General features: G+C 35.3%; 19 protein-coding genes, 2 pseudogenes and 2 riboswitches. Of the genes and pseudogenes, 15 read left to right on the top strand and 6 right to left on the bottom strand.

The genetic code is table 11. The features are described 5' to 3' along the window. The first annotated feature begins 242 nt into the window (after positions 1 to 242). Both AB4Y30_RS14865 and AB4Y30_RS14860 read left to right on the top strand, forming a co-directional pair. Positions 243 to 995 carry an alpha/beta fold hydrolase gene (locus AB4Y30_RS14865; protein WP_368653001.1) on the top strand — a complete coding sequence of 251 codons (753 nt, stop codon included), beginning with the start codon at positions 243 to 245 and terminating at the stop codon, positions 993 to 995. Positions 996 to 1909: 914 nt separating this feature from the next. Further along, on the top strand, positions 1910 to 2218 hold the full coding sequence (locus AB4Y30_RS14860; protein ID WP_368653000.1) for a hypothetical protein: 309 nt from the start codon (positions 1910 to 1912) through the stop codon (positions 2216 to 2218). 1495 nt (positions 2219 to 3713) lie between these two features. Here AB4Y30_RS14860 and AB4Y30_RS14855 read toward each other — a convergent pair. Further along, positions 3714 to 4319 (bottom strand): TetR/AcrR family transcriptional regulator, encoded by a 606-nt coding sequence (locus AB4Y30_RS14855; RefSeq protein WP_368652999.1) that lies wholly within the window; start codon positions 4317 to 4319, stop codon positions 3714 to 3716. A gap of 96 nt (positions 4320 to 4415) precedes the next feature. Between AB4Y30_RS14855 and AB4Y30_RS14850 the strand changes: the two genes are divergently transcribed. The 6 genes and pseudogenes from AB4Y30_RS14850 to AB4Y30_RS14825 all read left to right on the top strand — a co-directional run bounded on the left by AB4Y30_RS14850 (position 4416) and on the right by AB4Y30_RS14825 (position 8197). Then, complete coding sequence (locus tag AB4Y30_RS14850) at positions 4416 to 5129, top strand: GAP family protein (protein ID WP_368652998.1); 714 nt, start codon at positions 4416 to 4418, stop codon at positions 5127 to 5129. Positions 5130 to 5153: 24 nt separating this feature from the next. Beyond that, entirely contained in the window at positions 5154 to 5375 is a 222-nt protein-coding gene (locus AB4Y30_RS14845) for a hypothetical protein (protein ID WP_368652997.1), read from the top strand. 102 nt (positions 5376 to 5477) lie between these two features. Then, complete coding sequence (locus tag AB4Y30_RS14840) at positions 5478 to 6629, top strand: acyltransferase family protein (protein ID WP_368652996.1); 1152 nt, start codon at positions 5478 to 5480, stop codon at positions 6627 to 6629. A 736-nt stretch (positions 6630 to 7365) separates the two neighbouring features. Then, entirely contained in the window at positions 7366 to 7803 is a 438-nt protein-coding gene (locus AB4Y30_RS14835; RefSeq protein WP_368652995.1) for an RNA polymerase sigma factor, read from the top strand. Next, positions 7787 to 7906 (top strand): annotated as a pseudogene (locus AB4Y30_RS14830) (helix-turn-helix domain-containing protein); the annotation flags it as partial. The gene AB4Y30_RS14835 and the pseudogene AB4Y30_RS14830, both read left to right, overlap by 17 nt. Positions 7907 to 8050: 144 nt before the next feature. Next, positions 8051 to 8197, top strand: coding sequence for an SHOCT domain-containing protein (locus AB4Y30_RS14825; RefSeq protein WP_368652994.1), 147 nt, complete (start codon positions 8051 to 8053; stop codon positions 8195 to 8197). A gap of 197 nt (positions 8198 to 8394) precedes the next feature. On the opposite strand, the gene AB4Y30_RS14820 is transcribed toward AB4Y30_RS14825, so the two are convergent. Then, entirely contained in the window at positions 8395 to 9516 is a 1122-nt protein-coding gene (locus AB4Y30_RS14820) for an IS110 family transposase (RefSeq protein ID WP_368652993.1), read from the bottom strand. A gap of 21 nt (positions 9517 to 9537) precedes the next feature. Then, positions 9538 to 10467 (bottom strand): annotated as a pseudogene (locus AB4Y30_RS14815) (IS3 family transposase); the annotation flags it as partial. 311 nt (positions 10468 to 10778) lie between these two features. Between AB4Y30_RS14815 and AB4Y30_RS14810 the strand changes: the two are divergent. Continuing rightward, complete coding sequence (locus AB4Y30_RS14810; RefSeq protein WP_368655145.1) at positions 10779 to 11963, top strand: IS110 family transposase; 1185 nt, start codon at positions 10779 to 10781, stop codon at positions 11961 to 11963. An 89-nt stretch (positions 11964 to 12052) separates the two neighbouring features. Here AB4Y30_RS14810 and AB4Y30_RS14805 read toward each other — a convergent pair whose 3' ends face one another. Both AB4Y30_RS14805 and AB4Y30_RS14800 read right to left on the bottom strand, forming a co-directional pair. After that, entirely contained in the window at positions 12053 to 12463 is a 411-nt protein-coding gene (locus AB4Y30_RS14805; RefSeq protein WP_368652992.1) for an HTH domain-containing protein, read from the bottom strand. A 72-nt stretch (positions 12464 to 12535) separates the two neighbouring features. Then, positions 12536 to 12691 carry a transposase gene (locus AB4Y30_RS14800; protein ID WP_368652991.1) on the bottom strand — a complete coding sequence of 52 codons (156 nt, stop codon included), beginning with the start codon at positions 12689 to 12691 and terminating at the stop codon, positions 12536 to 12538. Positions 12692 to 13014: 323 nt separating this feature from the next. Between AB4Y30_RS14800 and AB4Y30_RS14795 the strand changes: the two genes are divergently transcribed. Then, complete coding sequence (locus AB4Y30_RS14795) at positions 13015 to 13170, top strand: hypothetical protein (protein WP_368652990.1); 156 nt, start codon at positions 13015 to 13017, stop codon at positions 13168 to 13170. A gap of 116 nt (positions 13171 to 13286) precedes the next feature. Here the strand turns inward: AB4Y30_RS14795 and AB4Y30_RS14790 are convergent, their stop codons facing one another. Next, positions 13287 to 14186 (bottom strand): ABC transporter substrate-binding protein, encoded by a 900-nt coding sequence (locus tag AB4Y30_RS14790; protein ID WP_368652989.1) that lies wholly within the window; start codon positions 14184 to 14186, stop codon positions 13287 to 13289. A gap of 84 nt (positions 14187 to 14270) precedes the next feature. Then, a riboswitch (TPP riboswitch) is annotated at positions 14271 to 14378 on the bottom strand. A gap of 556 nt (positions 14379 to 14934) precedes the next feature. Continuing rightward, positions 14935 to 15083, top strand: a riboswitch (FMN riboswitch). 949 nt (positions 15084 to 16032) lie between these two features. On the opposite strand from AB4Y30_RS14790, the gene ribD reads away from it, so the two are divergent. From ribD to AB4Y30_RS14765, 5 genes are read left to right on the top strand one after another with little or no spacing between them, the layout of a single operon-like run. Further along, complete coding sequence (gene ribD, locus AB4Y30_RS14785; protein ID WP_368652988.1) at positions 16033 to 17133, top strand: bifunctional diaminohydroxyphosphoribosylaminopyrimidine deaminase/5-amino-6-(5-phosphoribosylamino)uracil reductase RibD; 1101 nt, start codon at positions 16033 to 16035, stop codon at positions 17131 to 17133. A 6-nt stretch (positions 17134 to 17139) separates the two neighbouring features. Beyond that, on the top strand, positions 17140 to 17790 hold the full coding sequence (locus tag AB4Y30_RS14780) for a riboflavin synthase (protein WP_368652987.1): 651 nt from the start codon (positions 17140 to 17142) through the stop codon (positions 17788 to 17790). A 20-nt stretch (positions 17791 to 17810) separates the two neighbouring features. Then, complete coding sequence (locus AB4Y30_RS14775) at positions 17811 to 19019, top strand: bifunctional 3,4-dihydroxy-2-butanone-4-phosphate synthase/GTP cyclohydrolase II (protein WP_368652986.1); 1209 nt, start codon at positions 17811 to 17813, stop codon at positions 19017 to 19019. Between the two features lie 36 nt (positions 19020 to 19055). Further along, positions 19056 to 19517, top strand: a complete 462-nt coding sequence (gene ribE / locus AB4Y30_RS14770; protein WP_368652985.1) for a 6,7-dimethyl-8-ribityllumazine synthase — start codon at positions 19056 to 19058, stop codon at positions 19515 to 19517. A gap of 17 nt (positions 19518 to 19534) precedes the next feature. Beyond that, positions 19535 to 20194: an HAD family hydrolase gene (locus tag AB4Y30_RS14765; protein WP_368652984.1), complete on the top strand. Its 660-nt coding sequence runs from the start codon at positions 19535 to 19537 to the stop codon at positions 20192 to 20194. Positions 20195 to 20563: the final 369 nt, after the last annotated feature.

Below are 20563 nucleotides of genomic sequence, written 5' to 3'. Positions count from 1 at the left end.
TTACAGTGTGTGAAATAAATAAATATTGGAACATTAAATCGGATGGACATTATCAAAGTGGTGAAATAGGACCTTGTTGAGCAATTAAATCATTTGTAAGGAACATTGAACTTCCTTTATGACCAAATAAGTTTAATAAATGGTTTTATAAACAGTTTGGGGAAAGGGAAGGAATCATAGAAATGAAACGAAGATAGTCATGAGCAGTGACTACTTTTTTCAGGGAAAGGAGATTGAAATAGATGGATCTTCATTACGAAATTAAAGGAAACGGAAAGCCGGTTATACTACTTCATAGTGGAGCTATGGATTCACGTGACTGGGAATTCATCACACCACATCTTTCAAAGTCGTTCAAAGTAATCACTCTTGATGTCCGGGGTGCAGGGAAGTCACCTGTTCCGAATGAACCCATTGATTATGTTAAGGATCTTAGAAAACTCTTGGATCATCTTAAAATTAAGAAAGGTGCCCTCGTTGGACATTCCCTAGGTGGACAAATTGCAACTGATTTTACTCTGTCCTATCCAAAAAGGGTGTCACAACTGGTATTGATCGCTCCAGGCCTGTCGGGGTTTAAATTTTCTTCCGAACATGCTGAATTAGAGAGCCGAGTTTCTGAAGTTGCACCAGATGTCGAGAAAATGACTAATATAACATTAAGCGAGCCTTCCTGGAGTGTTTCTTTCGGAAAAGCATACGATTTATTGCGCGAAATGATGATACACAATATTCAAAAGACTTTTGATTGGAAAACATTCGAAACTGTTTCCTCAAATTCAGCGATGGAAAGATTGGGAGAAATTAAAACGAAGACACTTTTTATCATAGGCGAGGAGGACTCAGAAGATCTCTTTAAAATCGCACAATTATATAAGGAAATTTCCAATATTAACTTTGTGCGTATACCTGGTGCTAATCACATCATCACTTTGACACATCCTAAGGACGTTTCCGACCACATCAGTCATTTTTTGAACTTACTAGAATGGTAATATCACGAAAACACAGATAAGGGATCAGTTCCAGTTCGGGAAAATTGCCAGTGGAAGCAATTGACCCACCATAACGTTATCCTGAATGTGGTTACCGTCAGAAAATCTTTAAAGACTACTCATTATTTAAGTTTGAGCCTCCTAAATGGCTTGAGGTAGATAAAATACATTGAATATGCCTTTGAAGTTATAGTCCGTTTGTGTTATAACGAGCTGCACTTCAAAGGGGCATTTTGTTGAACAGTTGCATGAAGTAACTTTATTATATTATGGCTTTTCCTTCCATTACAGGCACAGCTGTCCTATTTTTAGTAAAAATACAGTTCACGGATAAACTTGTAACTAATTGTTGAAGTTAAAAATAAATTATTTTAGGATGGCAGTAAATTAGAGGTAAAATTCACATTTTGAATCATAGGTTTAAAAAATAGTTACTTTTCAATAAAAATCTGATAGGAAGTGTAAAAAAATATGTTAGATACTATATGTTTTTTCTGCAAAAATAAATTTACGATTAATCGCTCCGATTCACAATATTATAAAATCAAAAAAGGAGAAAATAAATACTATATATGTAAAAGTTGCAATAATTCATCTCAACAAGAAGCGATTAATAAAACTGGAATAAGTCCGGATCAAATTGATGAATATGAAAAATTTTTCCGGTATAAATAAAACTCCCTTTAACATCGCGTACATGTCAATTTTCCCATCATTCTTATAGCTGAACATCTTTACTTAAAAATCTGAAGGGAATGCCAAGGCATCCATATTCTGTTAAAGAGGTAGTTAATTGAGTAAGAATTAATGCTTTTTTGTTGAAGTTTTTAAGCGAACTAGCAGGTAGCTAAGAAGGGAATTTATTTTACGACGTAGAAATAGGTATAAATCTAATATCTCATATAAAAGGTCCAGTGCCTCAACGATTTGAAAGAGTATTTTTTAATGTAGCAGATAAAGGAGATAGAGATAAAGAGTTTGAGCGAGGGCTTCATTTATCAAAAAAAGAAGCTCTTACACTTGCTAATGAATCATTTGATATAATTCAGATTTTAGAAGATGCGAGATTAAAACCCCAATTGTTAGTGTCGCAACCTCATCTGAATATGCCTCCACTTACTTTTAGTGCTAATAGTAACGAATTAACATTACTCAATATGATGGTACAAATGGTGCCAGAAATACATAACCCTACAGGGCAAATTATGACATTGCAAAAATGAGGAAGGGAAACGTTAGTTCACGTTGCATTTTCCTTATGTTTAGCGAATAGAAGAGGTTGCTGGAACGATTTCTGATGCTATAGACCAGTAAACAAACATCTATGTAAAGTTTTTTTACTCTTATGATCAATTGATACTGCACGGAATTATTGAATCAGTTGATCAATATTGCCGGCGGATGAAGCTGCGCCATGAGAATAATGAGTGTACATGGGTAAATCTCTGTGACATTGTTGATCTTTATTCTAAAAGTGTCCCATAAAGCTTCCCACGAAACTTTTTAGTTCACTTTGAGCTGTCTGTTTTCCTCTTCAAGTTTTTTGATACGCTCATTCTTTGCTGCCAGGAGGAGATCCTTACCTTTATCCATTATCTGTTTTTAATTTTTTGTACGTGTATGGCTTTCCTTTTGTTCTCTTAGCACTTCAATTTGCTTTCTGATATCCGGTTGATTGTAAGATAATAGAATTGCACCTATCCCTTTCATACCAATCGTTAGAGCTTATTTTTCATGTCCGAAACTTGAATTAATAACAATTTTTTCAAATCCACATCTGATTCACAAAGAAAATGGCCTTAAATGGGCTAATTTCTTTATAAGAATAGCTCCCGATTGTGGAAGATTGAAATGTGAAAGAGATGCAAAGCTCCTGTCGATTAGGGAAGTCCTATTACATCAACAGAAGCACCTTTTACATATATCTTTAATTGTAGTAAACACAATATGAATTTAATTAGGTCTTTCCATTTCACTCATGAATGACCACGAACGAGCACCAATACAATAATAATTACGTAAAAAAGTACGGTTTTCAATTTGGACTTACTCCCACTTTTCAAAACTTGAACACCTAAAGGAGGAAGAGCTATGCAGAGTCTTGTTAGTGAGATTGTCGTTGTCATATTTGTTCCTTTTAGTACCCCCAATGCTAAGACAAACATCATTCCTAAAGCAAGTGATCGAAACCACCCAAAAACCTTAGACAGATATGCTCCTATAGCTAATACAATCCAGTTACAGTTGCATAACAGTTACTAAACGACTTTCATTTATTAACTGGCCACGGCCATCGTGAATAAAACAAGCATTGGGTCAGCTTTCTTCTTTTTGTCTTCTCTTGAGGTTCAGAATCATCCTCCTTATTTTCATCTAATCAAAGTAAGGAGATTGAACTGCTTAGCAGAATGAAGAACCACACAACTGGAAGGTTTTCAAGGGATTTCGTATGCTCACTCTTGGCTGGTCAGATGGTGTGTCTTTTAGGCCGCTTGCTTTTTTCTTTGAGTTCAAAAACAGAGAAAAATCGGTATCAGAACATCGATTCGAATATAGACAAACGAACAGTTGATTTCTTCCACTAATCTGCTTTTTTAAAACAATAGTAGTTGCCAAATTTGGGTCACTCCTTGCTCGGCTATTGCAGCTTTTAAGTGAAAAAAATTTTCTAAAAAACAAAATCTACTAAATCATTGAATAATATTGATACATGATCAATTAACTCAATTGACTTTCATCGCAGAGTGTTTCTAAATGATAACGGATTACTTCCTTCACCTTTTCTGGAGTGTAGACATCAGGTCTTAAAAGAGCATGAATGGACAATCCATCAATTAATGCCGCTAGCCTACTCTTTTCTAATTTTACATTAGTTGAATCAGATAAAATCCCTTGTAGAACTAATATCTCGATCATTGAACTTGCTAATTCATACATACCGTTAGTCATCTCATCTTTTTTTTCTTTTAATGTATCACTTGTAAGTGACTGAAGTGCAAGGATCCACCAAACGCTCGTTTCGATTTTCTTTTCTTCATCAATTGGTATAAGCTCTAATAAAACTTCCGCAACCGCCTGCAATGGATTGTCTGACCAACTTTTACTTTGAGAACGTTTTTTCCCTTCTTCCAGATAATAATCCATGATAAATAATAACATTTCATCCTTAGTTGAAAAATAATGTCTTAACGCTCCAGCAGACATGCCTGCTTCAATAGCAACTCTTCTTATAGATGCCTTTTCGATTCCCTCTTCCTTAATAATACTCCAAGCGGCCTCAGCAATTGACTTCCTCTTTTTTTCATGATTAACAATCCTCGGCATAAAAAATCACTTCCCTTTTTTAGCACAGTGTGTTACTATGTTTTCAACACACTGTGTTATTTAAATTATAACATATAAAAAGGAGGGACTCTATATTTGATCGAAAGTATTGAAGCATTAATGCCTTCTTCATCAATAGACACATCAATAGCTTTGCTAATTATTTCTATTTGCGCATTAATTGATATATTAAGTCCTGGTGTACTTGCTGTAACTGCCTATTTATTATTGACACAGCCTAATCAATTATCTTCTCGCTTGCTTGTTTTTTTGTTTATTACGCAGTTTGGCTACTTCGTAGTGGGCTTATTCCTATACTTTGGTGGAGATTCACTATTGAAAGGAATTGGAAAATTATCTGAATTTGACTTTATCAATTGGTTTTATATCCTTTTTGGAGCAGCTATTGTTCTAATTAGCTTCAGTAAACCAAATGATACTACAAAAAAACGTTTAATTTCATTTATGCCCCAAAAAACAACGATGAAAGGGATGATCATATTAGGTATCATTGTTTTTCTAATTGAATTTGTAACTGCCTTGCCTTACTTTTATTCAATTTTGTTAATGAATCACCTAACAATTGAGCCTTCCTCTTCTATCTTTATTATAATTGGCTACAATCTTGTAATGGTGCTTCCTTCTCTTCTTTTGTTAGGGGTTAATATTATGTTTAAAGAGAGACTGCAACAATTTCTAAATAAAATTAGATCAAAATTAAATGAAGCACCGATTTCCTCACTCTTGGTAGCGATAGGAGTAGTAGGTGCGGTTTTTTTCAACATCGGTATTAGAGGCATATTAAATTAAAAAATTATTAATGAGGTGTTCATCATGAAAGAAATTATCAGTGGACTTGGTCTACTTTTCGTTATACAGGGAGTAGGCGGATTAATCAATCATTTGACTAATGGTGGAAAAAGTTGGTTTTTGGTAAATTATATTAATGCGTTTCAGGGATTTGAAATTGTTATGGACATTATATTTATTGTAGTTGGCGGGATCATAGGTTTAGCCTCTTGGAAAATAGGCGGATCAACTAAAAGTGAAAATTAGAATATAGAGCAAATAGGACGGATTATACATAGCCGTCCAGCTTGGCGGATGCTCCGTTGAGATATATTTTTAAATATTAATAGGGGGAACATAAGAATTATTATGAATTCAAGACATATAGGGAGCTCGTCTCTCCAAAGGGAAGGTCGGTTATACTTTATCGATAACCTAAGGGCAGCTCTTACAATGTTAGTAGTGCTACATCATTTAGTGTATTTTTCCATCTATAACGAGGTATTATCACAAGGATCTATTGGGGCTGTTATGGGCCTTCTATTCCTTGCTTTTAATCAGACTTTTTTCATGGGGACGTTTTTTCTTATTTCCGGATATTTTGTTCCTTCATCTTTTGAACGTAATGGAGCAACCCGATTTATCAAAGATAGATTCATCCGGTTCCTAGTCCCGTTTATCTTCTACGTTCTCATTCTTAGCCAAGTTCAATCAATTGAAGTCTATATGCTTAACCAGGAGCCATTTACATGGCAAACCTATTTTTCACATTTAACTTACGGGCCGATGTGGTACGTCGAGCTACTTTTCGTATTCGTTTGTTTATACGCAGTCTGGGCGAAATTTATGAGTAAAAATAAGCTATCAGTAGTTCGTCAGAGTACGCCACCCACCTACAGGATGTTTACAGTCTTTGTCATGATATTAGCGGTAGGATACTTCATCATAAGACTGTGGGTCCCTGCTCTTGATTTACCCGGTGGATCTCCCGGGGTTCAATCATTCGTTGGACTTTTTACAGCAAGCGGCTATGATCTCCCACAATATGTCGGGCTATTCATTTTGGGCATCATCGCTTACCAGCGCAATTGGTTTCGAAATATTCCTGATTCTATGGGTAGGGCGGGTTTTGGAATTGCAATTGGAGCATCGATTCTTCTTCTTCCCTTAGTTTTGTTATTTGGGGTAGACGGATTACAGTTTTCTGGTGGCTGGAACTGGACATCTTTGGTTTATTCTCTGTGGGAAGCTCTATTTTGTGTTGGCGTCATTCTCGGATTAATCATATTCTTTCGGAGAAGAGTTTTTCATCAAGGAAAAGGTTGGAGCTTCTTGTCAGCCCATTCTTTCGTGATTTACATCATTCATATACCGATTATCGCTATTGTTATTGCTGGATTGAAGGTCATCCACTTTCCACCATCCTTCATGTTTCTAGCTATGATTCTGATCACGATACCACTTTGCTTCTTGTTAAGTTATATAATTAAGCAGATTCCCTTTGCGTCAAAGATTCTTTAGGATGGTGAATATTAAAGAAAAAAAGAGGATACGACGATAACTATAAATGATGTTTTAAATATGTACACTTTTGATTGTAAAATGATGTACAGAAATGACTTTTAATGATTTGTCAATCAATATGCGAACTTTACATGGAGCCCCTGTGGACATGATTGACATGCCAGGAAGCCAGGCCCTACAGAGTCTGGCATAGCTATCAGGCTATCATGTCCACTTCTCCATATAAAGTTTTTAAAGCACTATAATCAAAACTGTACATTCTTATCCAATCGTTTTTGTACATTGTTAGAGTATCATTTATAGATAACCATATCTGCCCTTATGCTTCTCAAAAATAGAACTAATGAGCCTTTTCCACTTGGAATTTTTATCTGAGTGCTCAAAAGTATTAATTTTATAATAATAAGTGTTACGTGGAATACCGGAAATTTTGAGTAATGTCTTCACAGGATAATCGTGCCTTAGCTCATATATTACTTTTACTTTTTGTTTTGTCGTAATTTGTTTTCTTTTTGAACTAAGGCTTTTCACTTTTTTAAATAGAATTTTCCATTTAATAATATGTATAAATTTTTACTCCCACCTGGCTTATGTTCAGTTGGGCTTTTTTGTATTTAATGAATATTTTTTAAAATATTGCTTTTATTTTTGGCATTTCATAAAAAATCTTGTTGAAGGTTATGAAAGGGGAAATCATCACCCACCTTTGCAGTTGCGAAGGGAGCGGAAATGCATGATAGAACCAGATCGTACCGTGTGGCAAGTTCGCTGTGCATTTAATGCTTTTTGTAAACGTGTATTGAAGAATGAAGCAATCAATATTTTCAACGAAAGGCAACAACGTCTAACAAAGGAGATGACATTTTCGGATCTCACGCCACAAGAAGAAAATCAACCCTTTACCTTAGATAAGCAATATGAAGGAGAAGAAGGACAAAGTTTTCAAGTGGCTGGAAAGAAAATCACTCCAAAATTACTTGCTGAAGCGCTGCATAATTTGCCAATAGAAAAGCGTAAGACAGTCCTACTATATTACTTTTTTGATAAATCAGATGTAGAAATAGCCGAACTATTAGAGATTCCTCGTAGTACGGTTCAGTATAGACGGACAAGCTCTTTTAAAAGGTTAAAGCGATTTTTGGAGGAACATGCAGATGACTGGGATGATTGATGCTAACACAAAAGACAACGAATGTGGCTTATTACCGTATCCAATTATTTTAGCTGCAAATAAGGGTGATCCAGAAGCGATGAATTACGTTATTTTGCATTATACTCCTCTACCGTCATGGTTCGAGCGTTCAAAGCGTCGCAAGCTATGAGTAGAGCTGGAAGGAATACTTGCAGGGTGAAATTCCCGTGGAGCTGTACCAACAGCCGTCTGATTTTAATTGATTAATTATAAGGGGGCGTGTTTTTTGAAACAGAACTTGATTCCTTATAGTATGCAAATTGCTATGTTAAAACAACTGCTAACCCGTAAATTGATTACTGAGAAAGAATATTATATGTTTAAAAATAAATTAATGAAAGAATATGGTGTTATTTCTGATATTACAAGCTGAATTGTGTTCCAATGATGAAAGAACTGCTAAAATAAATGAAATTGAATTTATGATATTATAGTGTAAACGTACTGGAGTGGTGGGGGACTATTTTAAGGTATAAAAAGTCAAGAGAATTATAAAAATAATTTTAGGAGTGAAATTTAATTCATTTATCTAAAATTGGGCACACCAAATAAACCTTATTTTTGAAATTTTTAAATTAAGGTTGGTAGGACTTTTTTGTTTGGATTAGGCTGTGGTCTTGGCTCATATCGTTTGTTGTCGCGTAATATAGCAAAAATAATGTGAGTTAACTTCCACGCAACGGCACCAACGGCAGTTCCATGAGCTTTTCCACGTTTACGTAACTTTTGGTAATGTAAAGAAAGTGCTGGATCATGATTGCTAGCAACAAAAGAAGCTTGCCAAATAGCTCGTCTCATGTAAGGTGATCCACGTTTAGACATACGTGTATTCTGGCTATTAAAATCACCTGACTGATGTACAGACGCATCTAAACCAGCAAAAGCTACAAGTTGTTCGGGACGTTCAAAGCGCTTAATAGAACCAATTTCGCCAAGAATAACACACGCGGTTACATCGCTAATGCCTGTGATTGTTGTTAGATAATGTTTTTGTCGATTGGATATTTCAATCATTGCTTCTTCAATTTCAGACAGATGCTTTTCGATTAATTGAATCTGTTCAAGAAGAAGTTGAATTTGCAATTTAAACACATCAGTACCAATGGTGATACCAAAGGTATTTAATGCACTTTCTCTTATTTGAGTAGCTTTCTTAAGTACTCTAGATTCACCAAATCTTCCGTTACTTGCTTCCAGAAGAAGATTAGCTAACTCATTTGTATCAATTTCGATAAATTCTTCAGGTAACGTGTAATTCATTAATATCTCAGTAGAAGATTTGCCAAAAGTATCAGAAAATAGCTTTTCATATTCTGGAAAAACTTGATCAAGTAACGAAATTACCTTTCTTTTGATGTCAGAGGCTTGATCGACAAAATTATAACGCAAACGTTCTAAATGCTTTAACCTGAGTAAATCTTCTTCTATAAACGGAGTTTCGTCTGGTGAGTCAATTCGAATGACTTGAGCAATAAGATAGGCATCTTTTACATCTGTTTTTGTTTTACGTATATAAAAATGACGTAAAGCATCAGACTGTAGTGGATTAAAAACTGTTGTTTTAAATCCGAGCTTATGAATAAATGAAAAAACAGATAACCAGTAATGACCTGTGGCTTCAAGCCCAATTACGGAGTTATCAGGTGTTAGTCTATGTTGGTTAAAATAAAGTGTACCCTTTGTAAAGGACATTTTTAAAAAGACTCTAGGGAATTAAGTAACTTGAAGAAGATGATGACTGTATTGTGCAGGCGTCATCTTTTTTAAGTTCCATTGACCTCGATAATGATTGTAATAAATCATATAACTCTTAATCTCTCTTTTTACCTCTTCTAATGTTTCACACGATTTAAAGTCTGTTTCATCTTTAAAATGCCCAAAGAATGATTCTTGAGGGGCATTGTCCCAACAGTTTCCACGGCGGGACATTGACTGACCTAGCCCCATTACCTTCACCTTCTTTTGAAAATGGGGGTTCGTATAGTGAACTCCTTGATCTGAGTGAATGAATGCGTCTTCAGCCAACTTTATCTTACTGTTTTTTAACTTCTTGACTGTATTTAATGCAATATCTAGGGTGATTCTATCAGATGTTTCATAGGCTAAAATTTCATTGGTTTCGGCATCTTTGATAGTGGATAAGTAAGCACGTTTTCCTTTTCCATAACTCAAGTAGGTAATGTCTGTCAATAATACTTTTCTAGCGATTCCTTGTTTAAATTCACGGTTTAATAGGTTCGGTAGTGTTCTATGTTCTTTCGTTGCTTTCGCGATTCTTCGATAAGGATTGGCTTTTCGAATGGGACAAATAATTTGAAACTTTTTCATGATACGACGAATGCGTTTCAAGTTATAGGTAATGTGATACTGATGTTCTAATGTCATTTTGATTTGACGTGCACCTTTCTTACGACGGCGGAAATTGAACGCTTTTAAAATGATTGCCTTTACTTCTTCATCTGCTTTATCTCGTGCTTGTCTATTCAGTTGTGCTTCTTCTGAAAAATAACGATAATAACCTGATCTAGAGACGCCAACTAATTCACAAAGATACCTCACCATTCGATTTAAACCGTATTTTTCAATGACGAATTGGACTAACTGAAATTTCTGTTCCGCAGTTAGTTTTTCTTTTCCTTTATCAACAACCTTGTATATTATATTTAAGGTTTTAGTCTCCCGACTTTGAAAGGAAAACCTTATGAACCTAAGTTGTTTCTAAGTTGGTATTTCCTCAATTATTTGAGAAAATATACTTAATGGATTGAGAGGTGGATCGTTCCAACCTTGGGTGATAAAACTCGTTATCGAAAGACTGATCCCTCTCTCTGTTAAGCTGATTGCGAATGAGTTAGATGTTGAAGGCGTATTGCCTTACTCCGTATTTAGCACAAGGTCGTGACGCTTTTCAGTTGAGTGGCATTCAATCCAAAACAAGTAAAGAAGGTGAAGCGATGTTTTATCTTGGTATTGATATTGGTAAACGTACACATGTTGCTTCTGTTATGGACGATGCAGGGAAAGTAGTCTTAAAAGGATTTTCTTTCCCTAACACACTTGAAGGCGGTCACTCATTACTCACTCGTTTAAATGCTATTTCAGATGATCCATCATATTTCCTTACAGGAATGGAAGCGACCGGTCATTATTGGCTCGCTCTTTTTTCCTTCCTAGAAGAAGCCAATTATTTCGTCCATGTCATTAACCCCATCCAAACTGATGGTTGGAGGAAAGGGACTGAAATTCGAAAGCGAAAAACTGACATCATTGATTCGGTATTAATAGCCGATCTTATTCGTTACGGTTCATTTGAAGACACTACCTTAGCGAATGAGGATATGTTCTCCTTACGTCAATTGACGCGTTATCGTTCTTACCTCGTTGGAACTGCTGGTGATTTTAAACGTAAAATCATTGCTGTTTTAGATCAAATCTTCCCCGAATACGATACCGTTTTTTCTAAAGTTGGTGTGTTTGGGAAAGCTTCAAGAGCTGCTCTACTTGAATATTCCACACCGGATGCATTTAATGAAATTACAGCCGATATGCTTGCTGAAACACTCGGTTTAGCAAGCCGTAATCGTGTGGGGTTAATTAAAGCCGAAGCGCTAAAGAAAGCAGCTTCAAACTCCTTTGGAATTCGGTTTGCACAGGATGCATTTACTTTCCAATTCCGCTCCATGATTGAACAGCTCAATTTTCTAGAAACGCAAATAAAACAAACAGAAGAAGAAATAAACCAATTGATGACATCTATTGACTCAGTTATTGAAACGATTCCAGGTATCGGTCCAGTAATTGGTGCAACGATATTAGGAGAAATTGGTGATATTCACAAATTTTCTAATCCTAAAAAATTAGTCGCTTATGCTGGTATTGATGCATCTGTATCACAATCCGGCCAATTTGACTCAACCCATAATGTCATGAGCAAGCGTGGCTCTCCTTATCTTAGAAAAGCACTGTTTCAAGCTGCCATTGTCGCTTCAAGAAGTGATCCTGTTTTGAAAGCTTTTTATGAGAAAAAACGGTCTGAAGGAAAGCATCATCTCACATCAATAGGTGCCGTGTCTCGAAAACTCTGTTACATCATTCATGCGATATTAACTAAAAATGAACCTTATGAAATTCGTCAGTAAGCGAAAAAAAGGCAGCTTATCTGATGCTTATTTGACATGAGTTTTTTCCATACATTTTTCTAAAAATCACTTTACTTTTCCACTTGACTTTATATAGTTAGTCTTTCTGCTAGATCGATCTTTTTTAGTAATTCATTTTCTGCGCGTAATAATGCGTTTTGTGCTTCTAATCGAGCATACTTTTCTTCTATACTTAATTCACGCGCAAGAAGACGTCTTGAAGAAGAGTTACGTGAATCCTCAAGCCCTTCCAAACCCTTTTCTTGATAGGCAGTACGCCATCTTTTTAAAGCCGATTTAGCGCGTTCAATCCCAACGATTTCAATATCAAATCCTGCATCTTCAAATATTTGACGAGGAAATTTTCCTTCTCCATATTCTTTAACAGCTATTGCTTTAAATTCATCCGTGTATGTAATTGCCTTTTTACTAACCGCTTTTACATAAGGATGTTTCATCAATAAGTACTGTTCTTGATCTGTAAATAATATTTTCGACATTTTCATCCGCCCCATTCGCAATTTCTTTCATTATAAATAAAAGTACCCCATAAGAGAGACTTTTTAAAGTGTCTATCTTATAGGGTACATTTTAAAATATTCAAGAAGTTTATGACTACCAGCCTTTGTGTTGGCAAACCGTAAGGTATTCTCAACAGGTTGTCCTTTATCGTCAATCACCCCAACTTCATGATGACGTTTACCAATATCAATCCCAACATAAAACATAAAAAGCACCACCTAAATTAAGTATTTCAGATGGAGGAAAATCCTCTATTCTTTATAGATATCCAACCTCGTCCGATATGCGACAACTAATGTGCCATCCAGCTCATACGAATGATTCTATAAAGACAGAGGTGTCAGTCTATCCAACGAAGACAAAGCTTCAAGGTTACACACGACAACCTCTATCTGATTAAATACATTATACCTATAAAAAGGTACAACGATTTTAAAACTAGTAAAAATACTAGTCAATAACAATATACGAGGTTTAAGATAATATCAAATGATTATATGTATTTTTCTAAAGTGATAAATAATGGGAAATGCCTAAGCATGCAGAGGATTTATACTTTTTTAAAAATGATGAAGTTTGGCTGGCAACAAGCAGTCATGAAGAATGGTGTGTAATTTATCCGCGAAATGCAGAAGAAATAGAAAGGATAATGAATATAAAAGGGATAGTTGCCATGATTGAATAGGATGAATAATCTATAAAAATTACGACTTTTAAGTAGAGAGTAATACAGGTTTTCAGAGGGCTTTACTAGAAACACATCCATTTTGATTAATTTTTCAAAATGGATGTATATTCATTCTACTGAGAAAGTTCATTTGTCCAATATTTTTTAGGATCTATTATTTTGTTGATTTTTCCAGATTTTTTTAGCCAAATTTGTAAATCATCGTAATATTCGTATGCCATTGAAAAGTCATATGTGAAGCAAGGTAGTGTGGCGTCTGTAATTTTATTGGAAAGCGGGTCAGCTTTATCCATATTGGTGAACGCATTATAAATATCTTTTGCTTCTGCAGGCTTTTCATAAATAAAGTCAATGGCCTGGCGAATAACTTTTAAAAATCGCGCAATAGCCGACTTGCGGTTGCGAAGTATTTTTGGGGAAGTAATAAAAATCAACTGGCAAAAGTCAGGGATACCCCAATCCTTTAGTGCAAAGTACTCAACATCCAGCCCTTTGTGTTTCGCTTCTATGATTTCAAAGTTTTGAAAGGTAAGTGTGGCAGCATCAGCTTTGTCCTCTAGTAAAGCGTCACTATGATAAAAACCATTGTTAACAGGGATAAAATCCTCTAGTTTACATACACCACCATCAGATTCGACCATTGTTTTAACAATTGCAAGACCACCTAATCCTGGAGCACCTGGATATTGAATTCTCTTGCCAATTAAATCTTTGGGACGGGTAATTCCTTTCTCTTTAACATACATTACTCCACCATTTGTATGTAAGAACCGGGAAAATCCAATTACAGATTCATCGTTTGCACGGTCTTCAACAAGATGGAGAGGCTCAGTGATAGCGATATCCATGTTTCCCTTTTTAATCTCATTTATTGCATCAAAATGTTCCTCTGGCTCCACCATATTAATGCTAATATTTTCTTTCTTAAACCACCCCTTTTCCATTCCAATAATTAAAGGAATATGGTCAGGGTTTAAAAACCATTCTAATCCAATTGATATTTTTTCTTCCATTTTGAAGTTCCTCTCTCATATTTTCTTATAATAAAAAAAGCAGAATCACTAAAATAAGTGAATTCTGCTTGTTACCCATAATTAAAAAAGCTTCATTCACTTCCCTACGTTGGTACTGGCCAAATCAGGTTCAAAGGGTTAAAGAATAAACTTTCTTCTCTCAGCTTCTATGAAGCACCCCTAGTGGTGATATTTAATTTGTATTTACATTATACTGAGAAAATTATCATAGTTCAAGAAAATAGAGAATAGTTATTATTAGGTAAACTTTAATTATAGAATAATATAGATAGGGGAAATTTGAATTTTTTGATTAATAAATCTACACAACTAGTAAAATTAATGTAAACTAGTCTTATGAAATAGTAGTATTTGAGAATTAAAGAAGGTAAATAAAATGAAGATAGAACAATAAAATATTTCGTAAATTAAAAAGGGAAATTTGGTATGTTGAATATTGGGAATACAAATAAGTTAATATGTTGTAATAATTAAAAAAGGAGTATATCAATGAATACCTTAACTTTTAATGAACTCCAATCCGAGAAGGAAATCCTTGAAGCATTTCCGATTGGCTGGGCGAAGGTTGATATACCATCGTCTATTTGGGGGTCACTTCACTATGCTAGGGGGTCATTCCTTTAGATGAGCAAGAAGCTCTCTGTTTCTAAAACTCATTTTAATTTTCAATAAAGTGTAATTCTTGTATAAGCGATTTAGTTGTGTTACAATTTTTTCAATTCAATAGGATTTCCTTCGGGGTCAGGTGTAATTCCTAACCGGCGGTGATGAGGCATGCCTCTTAGTCCGTGACCCGGATTCATAGATAATATGAAAACGGTGGATTTGGTGAAATTCCAAAACCGACAGTAAAAGTCTGGATGGGAGAAGGAAAAACAAATTCTTCAAACTAATGCTGTTTTTGATGTTTATTTGTTATGCTCTTTTTTCTCCCTTGCCGAAATAGGTAAGGGAGATTTGTTTGTATGGAGAGGATTATTAGGAAAGGTTTTTTGAAATGAATGAACATGAATATATGAATCTGCTTTCACTAGCGCGTTTTACTTTAAGCCAATTCCTAACCCGAGTTTAGGTACTGGATTAATCGAGAACGGTCAGTTCGTGGGGATTGGTGAAATTGACATTCCCCCATAGAAGTTCGCGCTATCGATGAAGCTGATAACTCTTTAGTAGAAGTTGTATTACACTTAATCTGTGTAGCCATGAAGGGAAATACCTCTATGTGCTGACTAAATTGGTATTCAAAAGGTCATTGTAGCAATTCTAAATCCACTAGCTTCAGAAGGGAGTGTTGAAAAGCTTACAAGCCAGGTATTAGGGTGGAAATCGGATTATGCTATACAACTCAATGGAGAGTTTTCCCATTTTATTCAAACAAACACTCCAATCGTAACAATTAAAGCGGTCATAGGCATTTAAATAGCAGCGAAATCGGGAGATAATAAATGGATTAGCTCTCCTGATTCACGTCAAGTTCTACATCAGCACTGTCATGAGCTTGTTAGAATGCTGGTAGGAATATCTTACATGACGACCCTCTTTTAACCACCAGAAGACCCCGAGGTGGAATAAATCCCATTCGAATTGTGTTAGAAATGGAATTTCAAATTCCAACGTTTGCAAATGTAGTTCAAAATCGCACTGTAAGGACAATCATTTTTACAAGGAAATTAGATTCATTTAGAAAAGAAAATAGAGCCAGGAACTTATTATTGCTCATTAAGTTTTAAAGACATTAGAAAAGCGGAAGATTATATCTGTTCGCGAAGGTGTTTCAGCTAACTTTCTCCTCTACTTGATTGCACCAGAAGATTGGAGTGATAGTTTGGATATTAAGTATATGAGAAGAGCTCTTGAATTGGCTAAAGGTGGATTAGGATATGTAAATCCTAATCCACTGGTAGGTGCATTAATAGTTAAAAAAGGCAGAATCATTGGTGAAGGTTATCACAAAGCTTATGGTAGTCATCATGCAGAGATTAACGCCTTTCTAAATGCAACTGAGGATGTTAAAGATGCAACTATGTATGTTACTTTAGAACCTTGCTCACATTACGGTAAAACACCACCTTGTGTAGAGGCAATAGTTGAAAAAAGAATAAAGAAGGTAGTTATCGGGTTAAAAGATCCTAATCCTCTTGTAACCGGACGGGGAATAAAAATCCTTGAGGAGGCAGGAATAGAAGTAGTTTCAGGTGTTCTAGAGGAGGATAACAAAAAAATAAACGAAATATTTCTGAAATATATAACTACAAAATTGCCCTTTGTCATAATGAAAACTGCAATGACTCTTGATGGTAAAATTGCCACTCGCACAAACTCATCCAAGTGGATAACTGGGGAACTGTCCAGGAAATATGTACATGAGCTTAGACATAAAGTGGCTGGAATTATGATTGGAGTAGGTACAGTGCTTGCTGATAATCCGTCTTTAACAACGAGATTAAAAGATAGAAAAGGCTGTGATCCAATAAGAATAATTGTAGATAGTAGTGCGAGAATTCCTCTTGAAGCGAAGGTATTAAACCTTGCATCTAATGCGAGAACTATTATAGCAGTTACTGAAAAAGCAGATATGAAAAAAATAAAGATGCTTGAGAAAAAATGTGCCGAAGTTATTGTGATACCTTCCAAAAATGCGAGAGTTGATTTGACTTTGCTTATGAAGAAGCTTGGTGAACGAAAGATTGATAGTATTTTGCTAGAAGGCGGAAGCGAATTAAATTATGCCGCACTTGAGCAGGGGATTGTTGATAAGGTAAATGCATTTATAGCTCCTAAAATTATTGGGGGGAATACCGCTAAAACTCCAGTTGATGGACAGGGAAGAGCGCATATGGAAGAAGCAATAAATCTTGATTGTTTTGATATTCATCGTTTTGGTGAAGACATCATGCTAGAAACCTATATAAGAAGGGGGAACTAGAAGTTTATGTTTACAGGATTGGTAGAAGAAATTGGTAAAGTTGAATCCATTATTAAATCTACAAAGTCATCCAGAATAACCATTAAGGCAAAAAAGGTTCTTGAAGGAGTAAAGCTGGGGGATAGTATATGCACTAATGGTGTATGCCTTACTGTAAGCTCCTTTGATAGTGGAAGATTTAGTGTTGATGTAATGCCAGAGACAATAAGACGAAGCAATTTGAGGAGCTTCTTACCTGATGACGAGATTAATCTTGAAAGAGCTTTAAGATTAGGCGATAGACTGGGTGGACATATTGTCAATGGTCATATTGATGGTACTGGAATTATTGAAAATTTCAAGCAGGAAGATAATGCGTTATGGATTACGATCGTAACCTCACCTGAACTTTTTAAATATATAGTGCAGAAAGGATCGATAGCTATTGATGGTGTTAGTCTTACGGTAGCATATATAGATGAACCCGTATTCAAAGTATCAATTATTCCTCACACCAAGGATACGACTACTCTGTTTCGAAAGAAGGTAGGAGATGAAGTAAATCTGGAATGTGACATGATAGGAAAATATATCGAAAAATTACTGGATGCTAATGAACAAGTGTCAATTAATAAAGGCATAGATTTTAATTATTTAAGTGAAAAAGGATTTGCATAAATAGAGATGGAGGTCAGAGAGTGAATAAGTTTAACACAATTGAGGAAGCAATAGCAGATATCAAAGAAGGAAAGATTATAGTTGTAGTAGACAATGAAGATAGAGAGAATGAAGGAGATCTTCTTATGGCTGCAGAGAAGGTAACGCCAGAAGCTATCAATTTCATGACAAAGTACGGGAGAGGGCTTATATGTATGCCGATTACAAGGGAGAGATTAAGAGAATTAAATATTCTTCCAATGGTAGAAAGAAATACAGATTCACTTCAGACCGCGTTCACTGCTTCCATTGATGCTGTTGAAACAGTAACAGGAATATCAGCTCATGAGAGAGCCGCCACTGTACTTAAGGTTCTTGATTTTAATGCAACAGGGACAGATTTTAAAAGACCTGGGCATATGTTTCCATTGGAGGCAAAGGATGGCGGAGTATTAAAGAGAGCAGGACACACAGAAGCAGCAGTAGATTTGTCCAAGATGGCAGACTTATATCCGGCAGGTGTCATTTGCGAAATAATGAACGAAGATGGAACGATGGCAAGAGTTCCGCAACTTATGGAATTTGTAAAAGAACATAATTTAAAGATTATTACTATAGAAGACTTGATTGCATACAGAAGGAAGAACGAATCCTATATAAAAAGAGTAACTGAAGCAAAGTTGCCTACAAAATACGGTGAGTTTAGAATGTTAGGATATGTAGATACCTTAAATGATGAACATCATATAGCACTTGTAAAGGGTAATGTTTCGGGAAGTCAGCCAGTCCTAATAAGGATTCATTCAGAATGTCTTACAGGGGATGCTTTTGGTTCCTTAAGATGTGACTGTGGGGAACAATTTGTAGCAGCTATGAGGAAGATAGAAGATGAAGGTAGTGGAATTCTCATTTATATGAGACAGGAAGGAAGAGGTATAGGGCTTATAAATAAAATAAAGGCTTATGCGCTACAAGATCAGGGTATGGATACTGTCGAAGCTAACTTAGCTTTAGGTTTTTCCGCAGACTTAAGAGATTATGGAGTTGGAGCTCAGATTCTATCAGATTTAGGTGTGAAGAAAGTAAAGCTTATGACTAATAACCCTAAGAAAATAGCAGGACTTACTGGATATGGAGTTGAGATTGTAAACAGGGAGCCGATCCAAATGAATCACAATGAAAGAAATGATTTTTACCTAAGAACCAAGAAGCAAAAGCTAGGACATATGCTTAATTTTAGTGAAAGATAAATAACAATAATATTAAATAAAAAGTGAGGAACCAAAATGAAAATGTTTGAAGGGAATTTAATAGCACAAGGGTTAAGGTTTGGTATTATAGTAGGAAGATTTAATGAGTTTATTGGTGGTAAACTTCTAGAGGGGGCTCTAGATGCATTAAGGAGACATGGAGTCGAGGAAAAGGAAATTGAAATAACCTGGGTTCCAGGTGCTTTTGAAATTCCACTTGTAGCGAAAAAAATGGTTAAATCTAATATGTATGATGTTGTTATTTGTCTTGGTGCAGTAATAAGAGGGTCCACACCTCATTTTGATTATGTATCAGCAGAAGTAACGAAGGGAATTGCAAGTGTATCTTTAGAAACTGAAGTCCCAGTAATATTTGGAGTATTAACTACTGATACAATTGAGCAGGCAATAGAGAGGGCAGGAACAAAAGCTGGCAATAAGGGTTATGATGCAGCTGTTACAGCTATTGAAATGGCAAACCTGCTTAAACAGTTATAATAATGGATTTGGCAAACTTGACACCATTTAATGACATAAAGACTATCTTCTTTGATTATGATGGGACTCTCCATAACAGCATAAAGATATATGGACCTGCTTTTAGGAAAGCTTATACTTATCTTGTTGAACAGGGGTTTGCAAATCAAAGATATTGGTCTGACAAAGAAATAAGCTATTGGCTTGGCTTTAACCCTCAGGAAATGTGGAAAAATTTTATGCCAAATTTAGAAGAAAATACAAGGGAAAAATGTAGTGCAATAATTGGTGAAGAGATGCTTAAGTTGACTGAAAAAGGAAAGGCAGAGCTTTATGAAGGTTCCTTAGATACACTAAAATATCTTAAAAGCAAAGGATATGTGTTAATATTTATAAGTAACTGCAAACTTTCTTATCGAGACCGTCATAGTACTCTTTTTGGCCTTGACGAATATTTTGAGGAGCTAGTATCCTCAGAGGAATATAATTTCATACCAAAGCATGAAATTTTGAGGGATATAAAAGATAAATATTCGGAAGAAATGGTCATAATCGGTGATAGATTTCAGGATATGGAGGCAGGAAAGAAAAATGAGATATACACCATTGGATGTAGTTATGGATTTTCTCTTGAAGGAGAACTAGATGAAGCAGATTTAATTATAAAAAACATTAGTGAACTAAAAACATATTTATAGGTAATATGGAAAATTCCAACTTACTTCTGAAGAATAGTTTGCAGGATTTAAAGCAATTGTAGATGGTGATTTGATTATAGATAGTTCAACAGGTGGGTTTCTTGATGATTACTTATTCTAGAGACACCAAATTATATAGAACTGAAAAAATTATATTTATGTTTTAGCCTAGGCCTAGTGTATAGAAATATAAAAAAATAAATAGATACTGTAGACGTTCAATTAAAATGAACGTCTTTTTTTACGTTAGAAAAAGTGAAATTTCAACCGACTAACAAACATTTTTTTCTTCCTCTATGGGAGAAAAGAAGAATAACGATTGGCAAATCGAAAAGTGTAAACAGTGCTAAATACCATCATGTCCTGTAA

Source organism: Ornithinibacillus sp. 4-3 (assembly GCF_040958695.1).
Classification (GTDB): Bacteria; Bacillota; Bacilli; order Bacillales; family Amphibacillaceae; genus CALAMD01.
Note: the sequence above shows the minus strand (reverse complement) of the source record. Positions and strands in the feature narration are given on the sequence as shown.

Bases quoted from the DNA above. Each gene is read 5' to 3' on its own strand.
- AB4Y30_RS14865 (WP_368653001.1), top strand. From the start codon at position 243: ATGGATCTTCATTACGAAATTAAAGGAAACGGAAAGCCGGTTATACTA.
- AB4Y30_RS14855 (WP_368652999.1), bottom strand. From the start codon at position 4,319: ATGCCGAGGATTGTTAATCATGAAAAAAAGAGGAAGTCAATTGCTGAG.
- AB4Y30_RS14845 (WP_368652997.1), top strand. From the start codon at position 5,154: ATGAAAGAAATTATCAGTGGACTTGGTCTACTTTTCGTTATACAGGGA.
- AB4Y30_RS14840 (WP_368652996.1), top strand. From the start codon at position 5,478: ATGAATTCAAGACATATAGGGAGCTCGTCTCTCCAAAGGGAAGGTCGG.
- AB4Y30_RS14835 (WP_368652995.1), top strand. From the start codon at position 7,366: ATGATAGAACCAGATCGTACCGTGTGGCAAGTTCGCTGTGCATTTAAT.
- AB4Y30_RS14820 (WP_368652993.1), bottom strand. From the start codon at position 9,516: ATGTCCTTTACAAAGGGTACACTTTATTTTAACCAACATAGACTAACA.
- AB4Y30_RS14810 (WP_368655145.1), top strand. From the start codon at position 10,779: ATGTTTTATCTTGGTATTGATATTGGTAAACGTACACATGTTGCTTCT.
- AB4Y30_RS14805 (WP_368652992.1), bottom strand. From the start codon at position 12,463: ATGTCGAAAATATTATTTACAGATCAAGAACAGTACTTATTGATGAAA.
- AB4Y30_RS14800 (WP_368652991.1), bottom strand. From the start codon at position 12,691: ATGTTTTATGTTGGGATTGATATTGGTAAACGTCATCATGAAGTTGGG.
- AB4Y30_RS14795 (WP_368652990.1), top strand. From the start codon at position 13,015: ATGCCTAAGCATGCAGAGGATTTATACTTTTTTAAAAATGATGAAGTT.
- AB4Y30_RS14790 (WP_368652989.1), bottom strand. From the start codon at position 14,186: ATGGAAGAAAAAATATCAATTGGATTAGAATGGTTTTTAAACCCTGAC.
- AB4Y30_RS14780 (WP_368652987.1), top strand. From the start codon at position 17,140: ATGTTTACAGGATTGGTAGAAGAAATTGGTAAAGTTGAATCCATTATT.
- ribE (WP_368652985.1), top strand. From the start codon at position 19,056: ATGAAAATGTTTGAAGGGAATTTAATAGCACAAGGGTTAAGGTTTGGT.